Origin of the sequence: Sphaerisporangium sp. NPDC049002 (genome assembly GCF_040649355.1) — a bacterium.
In the GTDB taxonomy this organism is placed as follows: Bacteria; Actinomycetota; Actinomycetes; order Streptosporangiales; family Streptosporangiaceae; genus Sphaerisporangium.
This window is the reverse complement of record NZ_JBEZFH010000054.1, coordinates 18,268-37,430: the sequence shown is the minus strand read 5'-3', so window position 1 is coordinate 37,430 and position 19,163 is coordinate 18,268. Positions and strand designations below refer to the sequence as shown.

At 73.2% G+C, this 19,163-nt stretch carries 2 protein-coding genes; both read left to right on the top strand.

Features of this window, described 5'->3' with window-relative positions:
• Positions 1-59: 59 nt before the first annotated feature.
• Positions 60-11,636, top strand: a complete 11,577-nt coding sequence (locus AB0B89_RS13985) for an SDR family NAD(P)-dependent oxidoreductase (RefSeq protein WP_358552127.1) — start codon at positions 60-62, stop codon at positions 11,634-11,636.
• Positions 11,633-19,147: an amino acid adenylation domain-containing protein gene (locus AB0B89_RS13980; RefSeq protein WP_358552125.1), complete on the top strand. Its 7,515-nt coding sequence runs from the start codon at positions 11,633-11,635 to the stop codon at positions 19,145-19,147. The genes AB0B89_RS13985 and AB0B89_RS13980 overlap by 4 nt, the downstream gene beginning before the upstream one ends.
• Positions 19,148-19,163 lie beyond the last annotated feature (16 nt).

The following is a 19,163-nucleotide window of genomic DNA, read 5'->3' as shown; positions in this document are numbered from 1 at the left end:
CCCCGTCGAGCCCGGCGCACCGCGACGAGCGGGACGCGCCCGGCGCACGGCTCGTCGCCTTGTCGGCGCGTACCGACGCACAACTGCGGGAGCAGGTGCGGCGGCTGCTCGCCCACCTCCGGGAGCACCCGCAGGAGAGCCTGCGCGGCCTGAGCTGCACGCTGCTGCTGGGCCGCAAGCACTTCCGCCACCGCCTGGCCCTGGTGGCCCGCACGACCGCGCAGGTGACCGAGGCGCTGGAGAACTGGCTGCGGACCGGCGCCGACCCTGCCGTACGCAGCGGTGACCGCAAGCCGGAGCGGCCCCCGAGCGGCTCCTCCGGGCAGCCGGCCGGCGCCGCCGACCAGGTCGACCAGCGGTACCTCGAGGCACTGGCCGAGCAGTACGCCGAGGGCCGGGCCCTGCCCTTCGACACCCTCTTCGAGACCGGCCGGCCCGCCAGAATCTCCCTGCCCACCTACCCGTTCGCGGCCGACCCCTACTGGCTGAACCCCGAAGACCCGTGCGCGGACGACACCGCACCCCAGGGCGAGCTGCTGTGGCTGGAGCCGCGCTGGGAGCCGGTGAATCGCGCCGCCACGGAGCCGGGCGACGCCCCGACCGGCGGCGCCGGGCACACGGTGTGGCTCGTCGGCGAGGACCCGGACGGCTCGCTCGCCCGCGCGCTGCCCGCTGTCCTGCCCGGCCAGGCCGAACTGCGCACGTTCCGCACCCGGGCGGGCGCGCCGGACGAGGACTACCTGCGGCTGACGCGGACGCTCCTGACCGAGATACGCGCACTGACCGCCCCCGGCGCCGCACGGGACCACCTCCTCCAGGTCGTCGTGGCCGGCCACGACGCGCCCGAGGCCCGCCTCATGGCCGGCGTGTCCGGACTGCTGCGTACGGCCCACCTCGAACACCCCCGCCTGCGCACGCAGTACGTCGAACACCTCAACGCGCCGTCGCCGGAGGCCCTCGCCCAGGCGATCCGCGCCGGCCTGCGGCACCCCCGCGAGGCCGAGATCCGCCACACCGGCGGCGAGACGTACGTACGACGCCTGGCCGAACTCCCCGTGACCGCCCCCGAGAACGCGGCGGCCTCGCCGTGGCGCAACGGCGGCGTCCACCTGATCACCGGCGGTCTCGGCGGTCTCGGGCTGCACCTCGCCCGCGACCTGTCGAGCGGCCTTGACAAGGGCGTGCTGGTCCTCGTGGGCCGCTCCGCGCCCACACCGGACACCGAGCGCACGCTCGCTGGCCTGCGCGGGCCCGGCATCACGGTCGAGTACCGCCAGGCCGACATCACCGACCGCGCGGCCGTCCGGGACCTGATCGACGACGTGCGGCGCCGTCATGGCGCGCTCCACGGGATCGTGCACTGCGCGGGCGTACTGCGCGACGGCCTCATCGCCGGCAAGTCGGACGCGGACGTCCACGCCGTCCTCGCCTCCAAGGTGTCCGGGCTCGTCCACGTCGACGAGGCCACCCGCGACCTGCCGCTCGACCGGCTCGTCGTCTTCTCGTCCAACGCGGCCGCGCTCGGCAGCGCCGGGCAGGCGGACTACGCGGCGGCCAACGGCTTCCTGGACGCCTACGTCGCCCACCGCAACGAACTCGCCGCGCAGGGCCGCCGCTCCGGCCGGGCCGTCAGCGTCAGCTGGCCGCTGTGGGCCGACGGCGGCATGCGCGTCGACGCCGCGGGCCTGGACCGGCTGGCACGGCTCGGGGTGACGCCGCTGGCCACGCCGGACGGACTCCGCTCGCTGCGCGCGCTGCTCGCCGCCGGCCGGGAGCGGACCCTGGTGCTGCACGGCGACAGGGAGGCCCTGCTCGGCCGCCTCGCGCCTCTGACCGAATCGGCGCCGGAGACCAGGCCCCTGGTCGGCTCGGAGCCGGAGACCGCGCCCCTGATGACCGGCTTCACGCTAGAGGCTGCCCCCGTCGCCGAGGCCGGCGGTCCGGACGCGGCGGACTGGGAGCACGCGCTGATCGAGGAGATCGCCGCGCAGATGGGAATCCCTGCCGAGGAGATCGAGCCGGACGGCGAACTGGGGGAGTACGGCTTCGACTCGATCAGCCTCACCGAGCTGGCGGACCGGCTCAACGACAAGCACGGTCTGGCACTCGCCCCCACGGTCTTCTTCGAGCACCCCACACCGCGCAGGCTCGCCGGACACCTCGCGGGCCGGCGCGCGTCCGCCCCGTCCCGGGTCGGCGCGCAGCCCACGCCGCCCGGCGCAGCGGACCTCGCCGCCGTCGCAGAGACGGTCGCCGCGGAGGTGTCCGCCCAACTGAACCTCCCCGTCGAGGAGATCGACGCGGACGAGGAGCTGGGGGGGTACGGGTTCGACTCGATCAGCCTCACCGAGCTGGCCGGACGCCTCAACGACCGGTACGGACTGACGCTCGCCCCCACCGTCTTCTTCGAGTACCGCACGCTCCGCAGCCTCGCCGCCCACCTCGTCGACACGTACGGCGAGGAGTTGGCGCGCATCCACGGCACGGCCCGTACCGAGCCCGCCGCGGCCGTTCAGGAGCGCGAGGGACAAGCACCGTCCGCCGAAGCGCCCCGCCCCACGCCTGCCCTGCCCGCCGCGCCCAGGAGACGCGAGACCGAGCCGATCGCCGTCATCGGCATGAGCGGCAGCTTCCCGCAGGCGCCCGACCTCACCGCCTTCTGGGACAACCTCAGGGAGGGCCGGGACTGCATCACCGAGATACCCGAGGACCGCTGGGACTGGCGCGCCCTGCACGACGACCCGGAGAACCTCGCCGGCCCGCGGCCCGTGCGCTGGGGCGGCTTCCTCGACGCCGTGGACCGCTTCGACCCGCTCTTCTTCGGCATCTCGCCGCGCGAGGCGACCGCCATGGACCCGCAGCAGCGCCTCCTGCTCACCCACGTGTGGCAGGCGCTCGAGGACGCGGGGCACGCGCCGTCCAGCCTGGCCGGCAGCAACACCGCCGTCCTGATCGGCACCGCGCCCAGCGGCTACGGCAGCCTGCTGCTCGACGGGCGGCACACCGGGGACGGTTACGCCGCCACCGGCGTCTCCGGCTCCATCGGGCCCAACCGGGTCAGCTACCTGCTCGACCTGCACGGGCCCAGCGAGCCGGTCGAGGTCGCCTGCTCCAGCTCGCTGGTCGCCGTCCACCGCGCGGTCGAACTGCTTCGCAGCGGGGCCAGCGACCTGGCGCTGGCGGGCGGCGTGAACACCATCGTCAGCCCGGACCTGCACATCAGCTACAGCCGTGCCGGCATGCTGTCCGAGGACGGCCGCTGCAAGACCTTCTCGGCACAGGCGGACGGCTATGTGCGCGGCGAGGGCGTCGGCATCCTCGTCCTCAAGCCGCTGTCCCTGGCCGAGCGCGACGGCGACCGCATCCACGGCGTCATCCTGGCCACCGCAGAGAACCACGGCGGCCGCGCCCACTCGCTCACAGCGCCCAACCCGCAGGCGCAGGCCGACCTGCTCACGACGGCCTACCGCCGGGCCGGGATCGACCCGCGCACCGTGACGTACGTCGAGGCGCACGGCACCGGCACCGAGCTGGGCGACCCCGTCGAACTGGGCGCGCTCAAGAGCGCCTTCGCCGCGCTCGCCGACGAGACGCCCGACAGCCTGGGCGAGCCCGCCACCTGCGGCCTGGGCTCGGTCAAGAGCAACATCGGGCACCTCGAACTCGCCGCCGGTGTCGCGGGCATGATCAAGACCCTGTTGCAGATGCGGCACGGCGAACTGGTCGAAAGCCTGCACTGCCACGACCTCAACCCCTACCTCGACTTCACCGACAGCCCGTTCCAGGTCGTGCGGGAACGCCGGCCCTGGCAGCGTCTGCGGGACGCCGACGGCGCCGAGGTGCCGCGCCGTGCCGGGGTCAGCTCGTTCGGCTTCGGCGGGGTCAACGCCCATGTGGTCCTGGAGGAGTACCGGGGCGGCACCCACCGCGAGGAGCCTGCCGTCGACGAGACCCCGGCGCTGGTCGTCCTCTCCGCCCGCACCGGCGGGCAACTGGCCGCCCAGGCCCGCAACCTGCTGGCCCACCTGGACGACGACCGGGTCGCCACGCCCTGGCTGACCGACCTGGCGTACACCCTGCATACGGGCCGTGACGCCATGGAGGAGCGCCTCGCCACCCGTGTGTCCTCGCTCGCGGAGCTGCGACAGCGGCTCGCGCCGGTCGCTGGCGGCGCGGCCACCCCGGAGGGCTGGCACCACGGTTCCGTGCCCCGCGGCGCCGCCGCGGCCGCGGCACGTGACGCCGAGCGGCTCGCCGCGTCCCGCCGGTGGATCGACGCGGGGGAGTACGACCGGGTGCTCGCTCACTGGGCGACCGGACACCCGGTGGACTGGGAGCGGCTGTACGCGGGCCGACCGCGCCCGCGGCGCACCGGACTGCCCACCTACCCGTTCGCGGACGAGCGCTACTGGGCGGGCCGCGGCGCCCGGCCGACGGCCACGGACGCGGCCGAACCGGCCGCCCCGGCGGGCTCGCACCCCATGCTGCGGCGCGCCCTGCCGGACGGCGAGACCACCCGGTACGAGACGCGCCTCGACGGAAGCGAGCCCTTCCTGCGCGACCACCGGGTGCGGGGCAGCAAGGTTCTGCCCGGCGCCGCGCATCTGGAGATGGCGCGCGCGGCGATCGCCCGCCTGGTGGGCGAGGACCACGCGGGCCGCGTACGCCTGGACGACGTCGTGTGGCTGCGGCCCGCGGTGTGCGGCGCGGACGGGCTGGAACTGAGCCTCGACGTGCGCCCAGTGTCCGACGACGCCTACGAGTACGCCCTGTACAGCGTCGACGGCGACGGCCGGCGCGTCCTGTGCAGCCAGGGGCGGGCCGGGCTCACCGCCACGCCCGACACCCGGGTGCCGCCGCTCGACGACCTGCGGGCCGCCTGTGCCGCCGCTGTCTTCACCGCGGACGACATCTACGACCGCTACACGCGCGTCGGCATGGAGTACGGCCCCGCGCACCGGTCGGTGACCTGGCTCGGCACGGGCACGGACCCCGAGGGCCGGCCCCAGGTGCTGGCCGAACTGCGCCTCCCGGCGGAGGCGCAGAGCCCGGCGTCGTACCACCTGCACCCGAGCATCGTGGACGGTGCGTTGCAGGCCACGCTCGGGCTCGGGCTGACGGCCGACCGGGCCGGCGCCCAGGGCGGCAGGCCCGCCCTGCCGTTCGCCCTGCAGCGCTTGGAGGCGACCGCGCCGACGCCGGTGACGGCGTACGCCTGGATCAGGCACCAGGACGGCAGCCGGCTGGGCGCCGCCTCGGCCAAGCTCGACGTGACCCTGCTCGACGCGCGCGGACAGGTGTGCGCGGAGCTGACCGGACTGAGCGCACGCGTGCTTCGCGGCGAACCGGCCGGCGACGCCCCCGCCCCGGCGCGCACGGAGGAGCCGTTCGGCGTCCGCGCCCTGCGTTATGTGCGGGAACAGCTCGCCACCGCGCTGGAGGTGGCACCGGACCGCCTCGACGTGGACACGCCGCTGGAGCTCTACGGCATGGACTCCATGATGGCGATGGAACTCACCCGCCATCTGGAGGGACCGTTCGGCCCGCTGCCGAAGACCCTGTTCTTCGAGGTGCGCACCATCCGGGCGCTCAGCGACCACTTCGCCGAGGAGTACCCGCAGCGACTGCGCGCGGCGCACGGCGCCGCGGCCGCGGCGCCGACGCGCGAGCCGGACGTGCGCGACCAGGCACCCGCACAGACCGCGACCGTCACCCCCGAATCCGCGGACAGCGCACGCCCGTCCACGACCGACATCGCGATCATCGGTGTCGGCGGCCGCTACCCGGAGGCCGCCGACCTCGACGAGTTCTGGCAGAACCTCCGCTCCGGACGCGACTGCATCCGCGAGGTCCCGGCGAGCCGCTGGGACCACCGCCAGTACCCCTCCGGGGGCAGGTGGGGCGGATTCCTCGACGGTGTCGATGAGTTCGACCCGCTGTTCTTCCACATCTCCCCGCGCGAGGCCGAGTACCTCGACCCACAGGAACGCCTCTTCCTGCAGTGTGTCCACCACACCCTGGAGGACGCCGGCTACACCGGCGAGCTGCTTGCCCGGCGGTCCGCGGACGACAACACCGGCGCCCTCCAACCCGAGGGCAAGGTTGGTGTCTTCGTCGGCGTGATGTACGAGGAGTACCAGCTCCACGGCGCCCAGGCGCAGGCACGCGGCCACCAGGTCGCGCTGTCGGGCAACCCGGCGTCCATCGCCAACCGGGTCTCGTACTTCTTCGACTTCCACGGGCCGAGCATGGCCGTGGACACCATGTGCTCGTCCTCGCTCACCGCCATCCACCTCGCTTGCGAGGCGATCAGGAGCGGGCAGTGCGCGTCGGCGATCGCGGGCGGCGTCAACGTCAGCGTCCACCCCAACAAGTACCTGATGCTCGGCCAGGGCAGGTTCACCGCCAGCGACGGCCGGTGCCGCAGCTTCGGCGAGGGCGGCGACGGCTACGTCCCCGGCGAGGGCGTGGGCGCCGTCCTGCTCAAGCCCCTGGACCGCGCGATCGCCGACGGCGACCACATCTACGGTGTCGTCAAGGGCAGCGCGCTCAACCACGGCGGCCGCACCCACGGCTTCTCCGTGCCCAGCCCCATCGCGCAGGGCGACGTCATCGCCCGCGCGCTGGACGAGGCCGGAGCCGACCCGCGCGAACTCGGCTATCTGGAGGCCCACGGCACGGGCACGTCCCTGGGCGACCCGATCGAGATCGCGGGCCTGGTCAAGGCGTTCCGCAAGGCGGGCGACGGCACGCTGCCGGAGCACTGCGCGATCGGCTCGGTCAAGTCCAACATCGGCCACTGCGAGAGCGCGGCGGGCATCGCCGCCGTCACCAAGGTGCTCCTGCAGATGAAGCACCGCGAACTGGTGCCCAGCCTGCACTCGGCCACCCTCAACCCGCACATCGACTTCGAGCGCACTCCGTTCCGGGTGCAGCAGCACCTGGAGCCGTGGCGGCCGCCGATGGTCGAGACCGACGGCGAGCGGCGCGAGCTCCCGCGGGTCGCCGGAGTCTCCAGCTTCGGCGCCGGCGGCTCCAACGCCCACGTGGTCATCGCCGAGTACGAGCCGCAAGCCCCGCAGCGTCCGACGGCGCCCGAGGACCCGTGGCCGGCTCTGATCCTGCTGTCCGCGAAGAGCGAGCCCCAGCTCGTCGAGCAGGCCCGGCGCCTCGCCGCCCGGGCCGCCGAACTGACCGAGGACGATCTTCCGGCGGTCGCCTGGACGCTCCAGACCGGGCGCGTCGCGATGGAGGAACGCCTCGCCTTCACGGCGGACTCCATCGCCTCGCTCCGGCGCACCCTGCACGCGTTCGCCGACAGCCCGGCGCAGCACGGCCCCTGGCAGCGCGGCACTGTCCGCCCCGGCGAACCGGCGCCGCTCACGGCCGACGACGCGCAGACAGCCGTACGCGACCTCTGGGAGCGAGGCGACCACACGGCGCTCCTGCGCCACTGGGCCGACGGGCTTGCCGTCGACTGGGAGGCGCTGCGCCCGGCGGGCGCGCCCGCGCGGCGCATTAGCCTGCCAGGGTATCCGTTCGCCCGTGAGCGGTACTGGCTGGACACCGACGGCGCAGCCGTCGCTGCGCAGCCGCCTGCCGACCTGCTGCTCCTGCGCCCTGTGTGGGACGCCGCCGAGGAGAGCGGCGCACCCCGCCACGCCGGTTTCACCGAGCACCACGTCGTCCTGGTCGGACGGCTCGACGCCGCCGCGCGGGACGCGCTGGCGCGGGCGCTGCCCGAGATGGTCTCGTACGACCTCGTGGACCTCGGCACCGGAGCGCTGGACGAGCAGTACGTCGGCGTGAGCCGCCACCTGCTCGGCCTGCTGCGCGGCATGCTCGAACACGGCCTGCGCTGCGAGGCGCTGCTCCAGGTCGTGGTCGTCGGCGAGCCCGGCGACGCCGACCGCCAGGCGTGCTTCGCCGGCCTGACCGGCCTGCTGAAGACGGCACGGCTGGAGAACCCGCGCCTGCACACGCAGTACGTCGACTGCCTCGACGGGGCCACGCCGGACCTGGTCGTCGCGCGCCTGCGCGCCGAGGCGGCCCACCCCACTGAACCGGAGATCCGGTACCGGGACGGCCGACGCGAGGTCAGGCGGCTCACGGAGGTGACGCCCGCCCGCCCGGCCGCCGCCCCCTGGCGCACCGGCGGCGTCTACCTGATCACCGGTGGCACCGGAGCCCTGGGCCTCGTCTCGGCACGGGAGATCGCCTCGTCGGTCGACCACGCCACCGTGGTCCTCACCGGCCGCTCCCCGCTCGACGCGGACCGGCGGCGCGCGCTGGACGAGCTGCGGGCGGCCGGGCTGCGGGTGGACCACCAGCGGGTGGACGTGACCGTCCCGCATGCGGTCCAGGAGCTGATCGCCCGCGTCACGGACGTCCACGGGCCGCTGACCGGCATCCTGCACAGCGCCGGCGTGATCAGCGACGGCCTCCTCGCCGGCAAGGCACCGCAGGACGCCGAGCGGGTGCTCGCGCCCAAGGTGCGCGGGCTGGTGAACCTGGACGAGGCGAGCAAGGACCAGCCGCTGGAGCTGTTCCTATGCTTCTCCTCCACCAGCGCCGCCTTCGGCAACCCGGGCCAGGCCGACTACGCGGCGGGCAACGCCTTCATGGACGCGTTCGCGGCCCGTCGCAACCGTCTCGCCGGCCGCGGCCTGCGCAGCGGTACGACCCTCTCCGTCAACTGGCCACTCTGGGAGGACGGTGGCATGCAGGTGAACGACGTGACCAAGGAGCAGCTCCGGCGGATGGACCTCGCACCGCTCGACACCGACAGCGCGCTGCACGCCCTGCGGGTCGGCATCGCCGCGCAGGACAACGGCCTCGACGAGGGGCGGCTCGTGGTCGTCTCGGGTCGGCGCAGCGCCCTGCTGCCCAGGCTGACGGAGCGTGAGGACACCGCGCGCCCGCGGTCGCAGGCCGCCGAGCCGACCGCGGCGGATGCCGGGTCCGCCGGTCTGGAGGAGCGGACGGTGCGCTACCTCCGGCAGCGGATCGCCACGGCCCTCAAGCTCGGCCCCGACCGTCTCGACGCCGACACACCGCTGGAGCGGTACGGCATGGACTCGGTCGTGGCGACCGACCTGATCGCCGGCTTCGAGAAGTCGTTCGGCCCGCTGTCCAAGACGCTCTTCTTCGAGCTGCAGACCGTGCGTGAACTGGCCGGGCACTTCGTCGCCGGGCACGTGGACGCGCTGCGGGACCTGTTCGGGGAGACGCCCGCGCCCCGGCCGCAGGCACCGCGGACCGCGCCCGCCACGGTGGCGGACACCGCGGTCGACCCGAGCCCGTCTCCTGTCGCCGAAACCGGCCAGGACATCGCGATCATCAGCGTCGCCGGCCGCTACCCGCAGGCCGAGGACCTCGACGCCTTCTGGGTCAACCTCCGCTCCGGCAAGGACTGCGTCACCGAGGTGCCCGGCGACCGCTGGGACCACGACGCGCTGTTCGACGCCGACCGGGACGCGGTGGGCACCAGCTACTGCCGCTGGGGCGGATTCCTCGACGGGATCGACCGGTTCGACCCGCTGTTCTTCGGCATCTCGCCCCGCGAGGCCGAGACGATGGACCCGCAGCAGCGGCTATTCCTGGAGACGGCGTGGGAGCTGCTCGAACAGAGCGGCGTCACGCAGGAGACCATCGAGCGGCGCTACCGGCGCCGGGTCGGGGTCTACGTCGGCTCGATGTACCAGATGTACCGGGCTGAGGAGTCGGACGCCGCCCGCGCGGCGCTGACCTCGGCCACCTCGTACAACATGATCGCCAACCGGGTGTCGTACTTCTTCGGCCTGGAGGGCCCAAGCCTCGCTGTCGACAGCATGTGCTCCTCGTCGGCCCAGGCCGTCCACCTCGCCTGCGCGGACCTGCTGCGCGGCGAGGCCGAACTCGCCATCGTCGGCGGCGTCAACCTCACGGTTCACCCGGACAAGTACATCGCCTTGTCCCAGGCCCAGATGCTCGGCAGCCACCCGGGCAGCCGGAGCCTGCGCGACGGCGACGGCTATCTGCCCGCCGAGGCGGTCGGCGCCGTGCTGCTCAAGCCGCTGGCAGCGGCACTGCGCGACGGGGACACGGTCCACGCCGTCATCAAGGGCAGCGCCTCCGTGCACGCAGGCCGCGGGGCCGGCTTCATGGCGCCCAGCCACCGCACCCAGGTCGCCGTGATGCGTCGCGCCCTGGAGCGCGCGGGCGCGGCACCGGAGTCCATCGGCTACGTCGAGGTGGCGGCCAACGGGTCCGCACTCGGCGACGCCGTGGAGGTCAGCGCCCTGCGCGAGGTGTTCGGCGGCGTGTCCGAACCGGTCGTGCTCGGCTCGGTGAAGTCGAACCTCGGCCACCCCGAGGCCGCCTCCGGCATCGCCCAGCTCACCAAGGTCGTCCTCCAGCTGCGGCACGGCGAGCTGACCCCGCTCGCGGCGGCCGGCGCGCCCAACCCGAACCTGCGCTGGGACGACACCCCGCTGGAGCTCTGCGAGCGCCTGACGGCATGGCATCCGCGCCGACCGCACGGCACGGACTCCGGCCGCCCGGCACCCCGCCGCGCGCTCGTCAACTCCGTGGGCGCGGGCGGCAGTCACGTGAGCCTGGTGATCGAGGCCGCCCCGGAGCCCCGGGCACCGCAGCCGGCGGCCGAACCCGCCGCGGCCCAGCTGATCCCGCTGTCCGCCCAGGGGCCCGAGCGGCTGCGCGCCACGGCCCGGCATCTGCTCGACTTCCTGGACCGCGACGACTCGACGGACCTGGCGGACCTCGCCTACGCCCTCCAGACCGGCCGTGAGGCCCTGCCCGAGCGGTTCGCCGCCGTGGTCGGCTCTCGGGCCGAACTGCGGGACGCCCTCGCGCACTTCCTGGACGTCGGCGAGCCCGGCCGGCCCTGCACCACGCCGGTCTACCACGGCAACGCCGAGAGCGGCGCCCACCCGCTGCCGGCCGTCCTGTCCGGGGTCCGCGGCGAAGCCTTCCTCACGGCCCTGCTCCAGGACGGCGACCTCGACCGGCTCGCCGGACTGTGGGTCGCCGGGGTCCAGGTGCCGTGGAGAGCACTGCACCAGGGGCGCAGCCGGCGGCTCGTACCGCTGCCGGGCTCCGCCTTCCTGCGCGACCGGTACTGGATCGGCCGCACCTGGTTCCCGCAGGACCCGGCGGCACCGGCCGCCCCGGCCGATCAGGCCGCTCCGACCGCCCCGGCACCCTCGGACCAGCCCGATACGCAGGCCCCCGGCGGCGACCTCACCGGCGACCTCGCCGGTTTCTTCGCCGAAGCGCTCGGACTCGACGCCGCCGAACTGCCGGTGGACAAGGACCTGCACGGTTTCGGCGTGGACTCGATCCTGTGGTCGAGGCTCCAGCGCAGGCTCCGGGCCGACCTCGGCCTGGACCTGTCAACGCGCGAAATCCTGGAGTGCGGCACCCTCGAACGCCTCGCCGCCAGGCTCGCGGCCAAGCACTCGGCCGGATCCGCACCCGAGACGAGGGAACCGGCGGCCGGCCCCTCGCGTCCGGACGTCCCGGACGAGGGCGATGGCCTGAGGGCCGCCAGGGCCAGGGCGCTGGAGCAATTCCGGGAGGGGCACGTCACCCTCGAAGATCTCAAGGCACTCATGAAGGAAGCACCGCGCGCGTGAACGAGGACCAGATACTCGCAGGCTTCAAGGCAGGCGTCTTCTCCGCGGACGACGTGCTCGCCTTCTACGAGCGGCCGACGGCCGAGCCCGAGCGGCGCCTGCTGTCCGAGGGGCAGAAGGGTCTGTGGCTCCTCCACGGGCTGCAGCCGGACTCCGGCGTGTACAACGTCCCGGTCTGCTTCCGCCTGCTCGCACCGCTCGACGTCGCACGCTTCCGCCAGGCCTTCGAGCTGGCCGTCGCGCGCCACAGCCTGCTGTGCAGCGCGGTCGTGACGGAGGACGGCACTCCCTACCTGGTGGCGCGGCCCGACCGCCCGGCCGGCTTCCGGCACGAGCGGCTCTCCGGCCGGTCCGCCGAGGAACTCCTCGCCGAGGCGCGCCGGCAGGCCAAGGCGCCGTTCGACCTGGCCGAGGACCCGCTCGCGCGGGCGCACGTGTTCGAGGTCGACGGCGCGGACACCGTCGTACTGCTTGTCTTCCACCACCTGGTGTTCGACGGCGCCTCCACGCCGCTCTTCCTGCGCGACCTGATCTCCGCCTACGAGGCCGTGCGCAGCGGCACCCGCTGGACGTGCCCCGCACGGGACAACCACGACGCGTTCGTGCGCTGGGAGGAGGACTTCCTCGCCGGCCCCGAGGGCGAGCGGCACCGCGCCTTCTGGACCAAGACGCTTCAGGGCCCGCTGCCCACCCTGCGCCTCGGCATCGAACGCGGCCCGGCCCCGAGCACCGCACCCGCCGGTGAGACCATCCGCCTGACCCTGCCCCGCACCACGAGCGCCCGCGTGCGGCAGTGGTGCGCGTCCAACGGCGTACGGCCCGCGGTGTTCTTCCTCGGCGTGTACCAGCTGCTGCTGCGCCGCTACAGCGGTGAGCGCGACCTCGTCGTCGGCGTGCCCTCGATGGGCCGCCCGGACCTCGCCTTCGCCGACTCGGTCGGGTACTTCGTCAACATGGTGCCGGTGCGGTTCGGCCCGCGCGAGGACCTGCCCCTCACCGACCACCTGCGCGAACTGTCCCTCGTCCTCGCCGACGGACTCGACCACGCCGCCTACCCGTTCCCGTGCATGGTGCGGGACCTGAACCTGCAGACCGACCCCGCCACCTCACCGGTCTTCCAGGTCTCCTACGTCTTCCAGAACAAGCGCATGATGCATGTGGCCGACGAGGTCCTGGACCTCGGCCTGGCCCGCGCCATGCGGTTCGAGGAGATCTCCCAGGAAGGCGAGTTCAAGCTCCAACTCGAGGTCTTCGAGAACGCCGACGACTACGCCCTGCACCTGAAGTACGACGCCCACCGCTTCGCCGCACCCGACGTCGAGCGGTTCCTGCGCCACTACACGCAGCTGCTCGAGGCGCTGCTGGCCGCACCCGAGCGCGCGCTCGCCGACGCCTCGCACCTGTCCGACCAGGAGCGCCGGCGGCTGCTCGTCGAGTGGAACGACACCCGGACCCCGTACTCCGCCGACCGGAGCCTGCCCGACCTGCTGGCCGCCGCCGTGCGGCGCCACGCCGACCGCACCGCCCTGGTGTTCGGCGACCGGACCATGACGTACGCCGAGTTCGGCGCCCGCACCGACGAGCTCGCCGACCAGCTGCGTCGGCGCGGCGTCACCCCCGACACTGTGGTCGGCGTCTGCATGGAGCGGTCACTGGAGATGGTGATCGCCCTGTGGGCGGTCATGAAGGCCGGCGGCGCCTATCTGCCCCTCGAACCGGGCTACCCGGCGGCCCGCCTCGCCTACATGCTGGCGGACTCGGGCGCCCGACTGGTGCTGAGTCAGCCCCACGTCGGCATCGAGGCATCCGAGATCCTCCACCTCGACACCGACGGCCGTCTGCTCGCCGAAGCAGAGCTGCCGCCCGTCGCCGAGCCCGCCGCGGCCGGCCCCGGCGACCTCGCCTACGTCATCTACACCTCCGGTTCCACCGGCCGCCCCAAGGGCGTCATGGTCGAGCACCGGGCGGTGGTCAACCGCATCGAGTGGATGCAGAACGCGTACCGGCTCGGCCCCGACGACGTGGTGCTCCAGAAGACGCCGTTCAGCTTCGACGTCTCCGTCTGGGAGTTCGTCTGGCCGCTGATCAGCGGCGCCCGTCTGGTCGTCGCCGAGCCGGAGGGCCACAAGGACCCCGACCACCTGGTCTCGCTCATCCGGCGGACCGGGGTGACGACGCTGCACTTCGTGCCATCCATGCTGCGGCTGATCGTCGAGCACGACGGCTGGGCGGACTGCACCTCCGTCCGCCAGGTCTTCTGCAGCGGCGAGGCCCTGCCGCCGGAACTGCCCCCGCGCCACTACGCCGTGCACCGCGCCCCGCTGCACAACCTGTACGGGCCGACGGAAGCGGCCATCGACGTGAGCCACTGGACGTGCCCGCCCGACCAGACATCCGGCACCGTCCCCGTTGGCCGCCCGATCCAGAACATCCAGCTCCACGTCCTCGACGACGCCGGCGGCCTGGCTGGCGTGGGCTGCCCGGGCGAACTGCACATCGCCGGCGTCGGCCTGGCCCGCGGCTACCTCAACAACCCGGACCTCACCCGGGAACGCTTCGTGCCGAACCCGTTCGACGACGAACCCGGCGCCCGCATGTACCGCACCGGCGACCTGGTGCGCCGCCGCCCCGACGGCGTCCTGGAGTTCCTCGGCCGCATCGACAACCAGGTGAAGCTGCGCGGCTTCCGCATCGAACTCGGCGAGATCGAGGCTCGGCTCGGCCAGGATCCGCGCGTGCGCGCCTGCGCCGTCGTGGCTCGCGAGGACGTGCTCGTCGGGTACGTCGTCCTCGGCCCCGACGACGGGACACTCACCCCGGAGCTGCACGACGAACTGGTCGGCCACCTCCGGCAGGCACTGCCGGAGCACATGGTCCCCAGCGCCCTCGTCCGGCTCGACGCACTTCCCTTCAGCCCCAACGGCAAGCTCGACCGCAAGGCGCTGCCCGCCCCGGACACCACCGCGTACGCCGTCCGTGAGTACGTCGCCCCGCGCACCGCCACCGAGCGGACCCTGCTCGCCGCCTGCGCCGACCTGCTCGGCTTCGACGCCGACCGCATCAGCGTCCGAGACAACCTCTTCGCGCTGGGCGGCCATTCACTGCTCATCCCCAAGCTCACCGCACGGCTGCGGGCCGCCGGCCTGCACTGCGATCTCTCCGCGGTCTTTGCCGCCGCCTCGCTCGCCGAGCTGGCCTCCGTCATCGAACAGGCCCCCGAGGGCGAGGCGTTCACCGTCCCCGAGGGCGGCATCCCCGAAGGCTGCACCCGGGTCACCCCCGACATGCTGCCGCTGGTGGAGCTGACCGAGGACGAGCTGGCCACCGTGGTGGCCGCCGTGCCCGGCGGCGCCGCCAACCTCCAGGACGTCTACCCGCTGGCGGCGCTCCAGGAAGGCATGCTCTTCCACCACCTCAAGGAGGGCGGCCGCGACCCCTATGTGCTCTCCGGCGTCTTCTCCTTCGCGAGCCGGGACCACCTGGACCGGTTCGCGGGCGCCCTCCAGGCGGTCGTCGACCGGCACGACGTACTGCGCACCGCGGTGCTGACCAAGGGACTGTCGCAGCCCGTCCAGGTCGTCGTCCGCCACGCCGAACTCAGCATCAACGAGCTGAAGTCGACCCCGGGCGTCGCCGTCCAGGACGAAATCCAGGAGATCCTCGCCCAGGGCCAGGCGATGCGCCTGGACCGGGCGCCGCTGATCCGGCTGCGCGCGATCCAGGACCCGGACAGCGGTCAGTGGCACGCCGTCCTCAACCTGCACCACCTCATAGACGACGCCACCTCGCTGGGCTTCCTGTTCAGGGAACTGGTCGCCCACCTCACCGGCCGGCAGGCCGAATTGCCCGAGCCGGTGCCGTACCGCGACTTCATCGCCCACACCGCGCACCGGGCCCGCACGCTCGACACCGAGGCGTACTTCGGGGCCCGGCTGAGCGACGTCACCGAGCCCACCGTCCTGTTCGGACTCCAGGACGTGCACGGCGACGGCCGCCGGGTCCTCGACCTGCGCAGGCCGCTCGACCCGGAGCTGGGCCGGCGCGTCCGGGCCCGCGCCAAGGAGCTGAGAGTCAGTCCGGCCACGCTGTTCCACGCGGGCTGGGCCCTGGTCGTGGCGGCCTGCGCCGGACGGGACGACGTCGTCTTCGGCACTGTGATGTCCGGCCGGCTCCAGGGCCCGCGGGGCATCGAGCGGATGCTGGGCAACTTCATCAACACGCTGCCCGTGCGCATCGACTTGACCGGGCGGGACGTCCGCGACCTGGTCGACGAGACCGACCGGGCGCTGCGCGAACTGGTACGCCACGAGCAGACCCCGCTGGCCGCCATCCACCGGCACAGCGGAGTCCCGCGCGACACCCCGCTGTTCAACGCGATCTTCAACTTCCGGCATCTGGAGTCCACGGACCGTATCGACGAGGCCGAGCTGGAGCGCGTGGGCGTCACCTCGCCGGCCGGGGTGATCGAGCGCAGCAACTACCCCGTCGCCATGTCGGTCGACGACCTGGGCCACTCCTTCTCGATCGACGCCCAGATCGACCGCGCTCAGGACGCCGACCTGGTCATCACCTACCTGGAGACCGCCATGGCGGGCGTCATGGACGCGCTGGCCGACGAACAGCCGTGCTCCGCGCTGGAGGTCCCCGTCCTCCCCGAGGCGCTGCGCCGCCGACTGCTCGACGACGGCGACCGGCTGCCGCGCGCGGCCGCGGTCGACCGCTGCCTGCACGAGTGGTTCCAGGAGACCGCGGCCGCCACACCCGAGGCCGTCGCGCTCTCCCACGACGGCACCACCCTCAGCTACCGGGAGCTGAACGCGCGGGCCAACAGGCTCGCCCGCCATCTGCGCGAGCTGGGCGTCGGCCCCGACGTCCTCGTCGCCCTCTGCCTGCCGCGCAGCGAGCAGATCGTCGTGGCCCTGCTGGCGGTGCTGAAGGCCGGCGGCGCGTACGTGCCGCTGGACCCCGCCTCCCCGGTGGACCGGCTGCGGTACCTGCTGGCGGACAGTGCACCGATAGCCCTGCTCGTCGACGGCCCGCTCCCCGACGGGCTCGAAGCCCCCGGCATCCCCGTGATCGACGTACGGGCCGACGAGGACCTCTGGCGCGGGCTTCCTGACACCGGCCTGCCGTCCGGCACCGTGGGCGTCGCCCCCGCACACCTGGCATACGTCATCTACACCTCGGGCTCCACCGGCACACCCAAGGGCGTGATGGTCGAACACCGCAACGTCACGCGGCTGTTCACCGCGACCGAGCCGTGGTTCCACTTCGACGGCGACGACGTGTGGACGCTGTTCCACTCCTTCGCGTTCGACTTCTCCGTCTGGGAGATCTGGGGCGCGCTGCTGCACGGCGGCCGCCTGGTGATCGTGCCGCAGGCGACGACGCGCAGCCCGAAGGACTTCTACCGGCTGCTGTGCGAGTCCGGCGTCACCGTGCTCAACCAGACGCCCAGCGCGTTCCGCCAGCTGATCGCCGCCCAGGGCGAGGACCCGGCGCCGCACCGGCTGCGCACGGTCGTCTTCGGCGGCGAGGCGCTGGACGTCACCTCGCTGCGGCCCTGGATGCGGCGCGCCGTCAACCGCCGCACCGACCTGGTCAACATGTACGGCATCACCGAGACCACCGTGCACGTCACCCACCGGCCGCTGACCGAGGCCGACGCCGACAGCACCGTGAGCCCCATCGGCGAGCCCATTCCGGACCTGCGTACCTACGTCCTCGATCGGCACGGCCGACCGGCGCCGATCGGTGCCATCGGCGAGCTGTACGTCGGCGGCGCGGGAGTGGCGCGCGGCTACCTCAACCGCCCCGAACTGACCGCCGAGCGCTTCCTCGACGACCCGTTCAGCCCGGAACCCGGCGCCCGCATGTACCGCACCGGCGACCTGGCCCGCATCCAGCCCGACGGCACCCTAGAATACCTGGGACGCAACGACGACCAGGTCAAGGTGCGCGGCTTCCGCATCGAACCGGGCGAGATCGAGGCCAGGCTCGGCGCGCACCCGGGCATCGACGACGCCCGCGTAGTCGTCCGGGACTACGGTGAGCACGACAAGCGGCTCGTGTCCTACCTGGTGCCCTCGGCGCGGCACGCCCACGCGGTCCGCGAGCTGGTCCGGATCGCCCGCGATGAGCCGGAGGCACTGGAGCGGACGTACGAACTGCCCAACGGCGTGACGGTCTTCCAGCAGAACCGCAGCGAGACCGACTTCGTCTACGAGGAGATCTTCACCAACCTCGAGTACCTCAGGAACGGCATCACCCTGCGCGACGGCGACTGCATCGTCGACGTGGGCGCCAACATCGGCCTGTTCACGCTGTTCGCGGGCCTGCGCTGCCCCGGTGCCCGGATCTACGCCTTCGAGCCGATCCCGCCGGTGTTCGACTCGCTGCGGCGCAACGTCGCCCTGCACGGGCTCGACGCCACGGTGTTCGACTGCGGTCTCGCCGCCGAGGCCAAGGAGGAGACCTTCACCTTCTACCGGCACAACACCGTCATCTCCAGCAGCCGCACCACCGCCGAGCAGGCGCACGAGATGGTCCGGTCCTACCTGCGCAACCAGGAGGAGCTGACGCAGGACGGTGCCGTCGCCGGCGACGAACTGGTCGACGAGGTCGTCGACGCCCGCCTCGACAGCGAGCAGTTCACCTGCCGGCTGCGGACGCTCTCGGAGGTCATCGCCGAGCAGGGCATCGACCGCGTCGACCTGCTGAAGATCGACGTCGAGAACGCCGAGTACGAGGTGCTCAAGGGCATCCACTGGCGCGACTGGCCCAGGATCCGCCAGCTCGTCGTAGAACTCCACGACGTCGACGGCCAGTTGGAGAAGGTGGAGACCCTGCTCAGGGCCCTCGGCTTCACCGTGGTGAGCGAGCAGGACAACCGGCTCCTGCGGAACACCCCGCTCTACAACGTCTACGCCGTACGCGAGGACGACGAGCGCCCCGCGGAACCGGCCGCCCCGGCCGAACCCCGCTGGTCCGGACAGGCCGCGCTGCTGGCCGACGTCCAGGCCGCCCTGCGCGACGCCCTGCCCGAGTACATGCTGCCCGCCGCGCACGTCCTGCTGGACGCACTGCCGCTGACCCCGAACGGCAAACTCGACCGCCGCGCCCTGCCCGCCCACGAGAGCAGGCAGCAGCACCGCGAGCGCCTGGTCGCCCCCCGCACCGACGCGGAGCGGACCGTCGCCGAGGTCTGGGCCGAACTGCTGCGCACGGACGCCTCCCGGCTGTCGGTGGACAGCAACTTCTTCTCCCTGGGCGGCAATTCGCTCCTGGTGACCCGACTGGTCAACCGGCTCAAGCAGCAGACCGGCGCGGAGCTGCCCATCCAGGCCGTCTTCGAACGCCCGACGCTCGCCGGCATGGCCGCTGAGCTGGAGCGATGTGCTCCGGTATGGGCGGGCGCGGACCCGTTCGATGTGGATCGGATCCGGGAGAGCCTGGGACTGATCGAGAGTATGAGCGACGAAGAGCTGGACGCTCTGGAAAGCCAGAACTAGGAGCCCGGGCCCACGA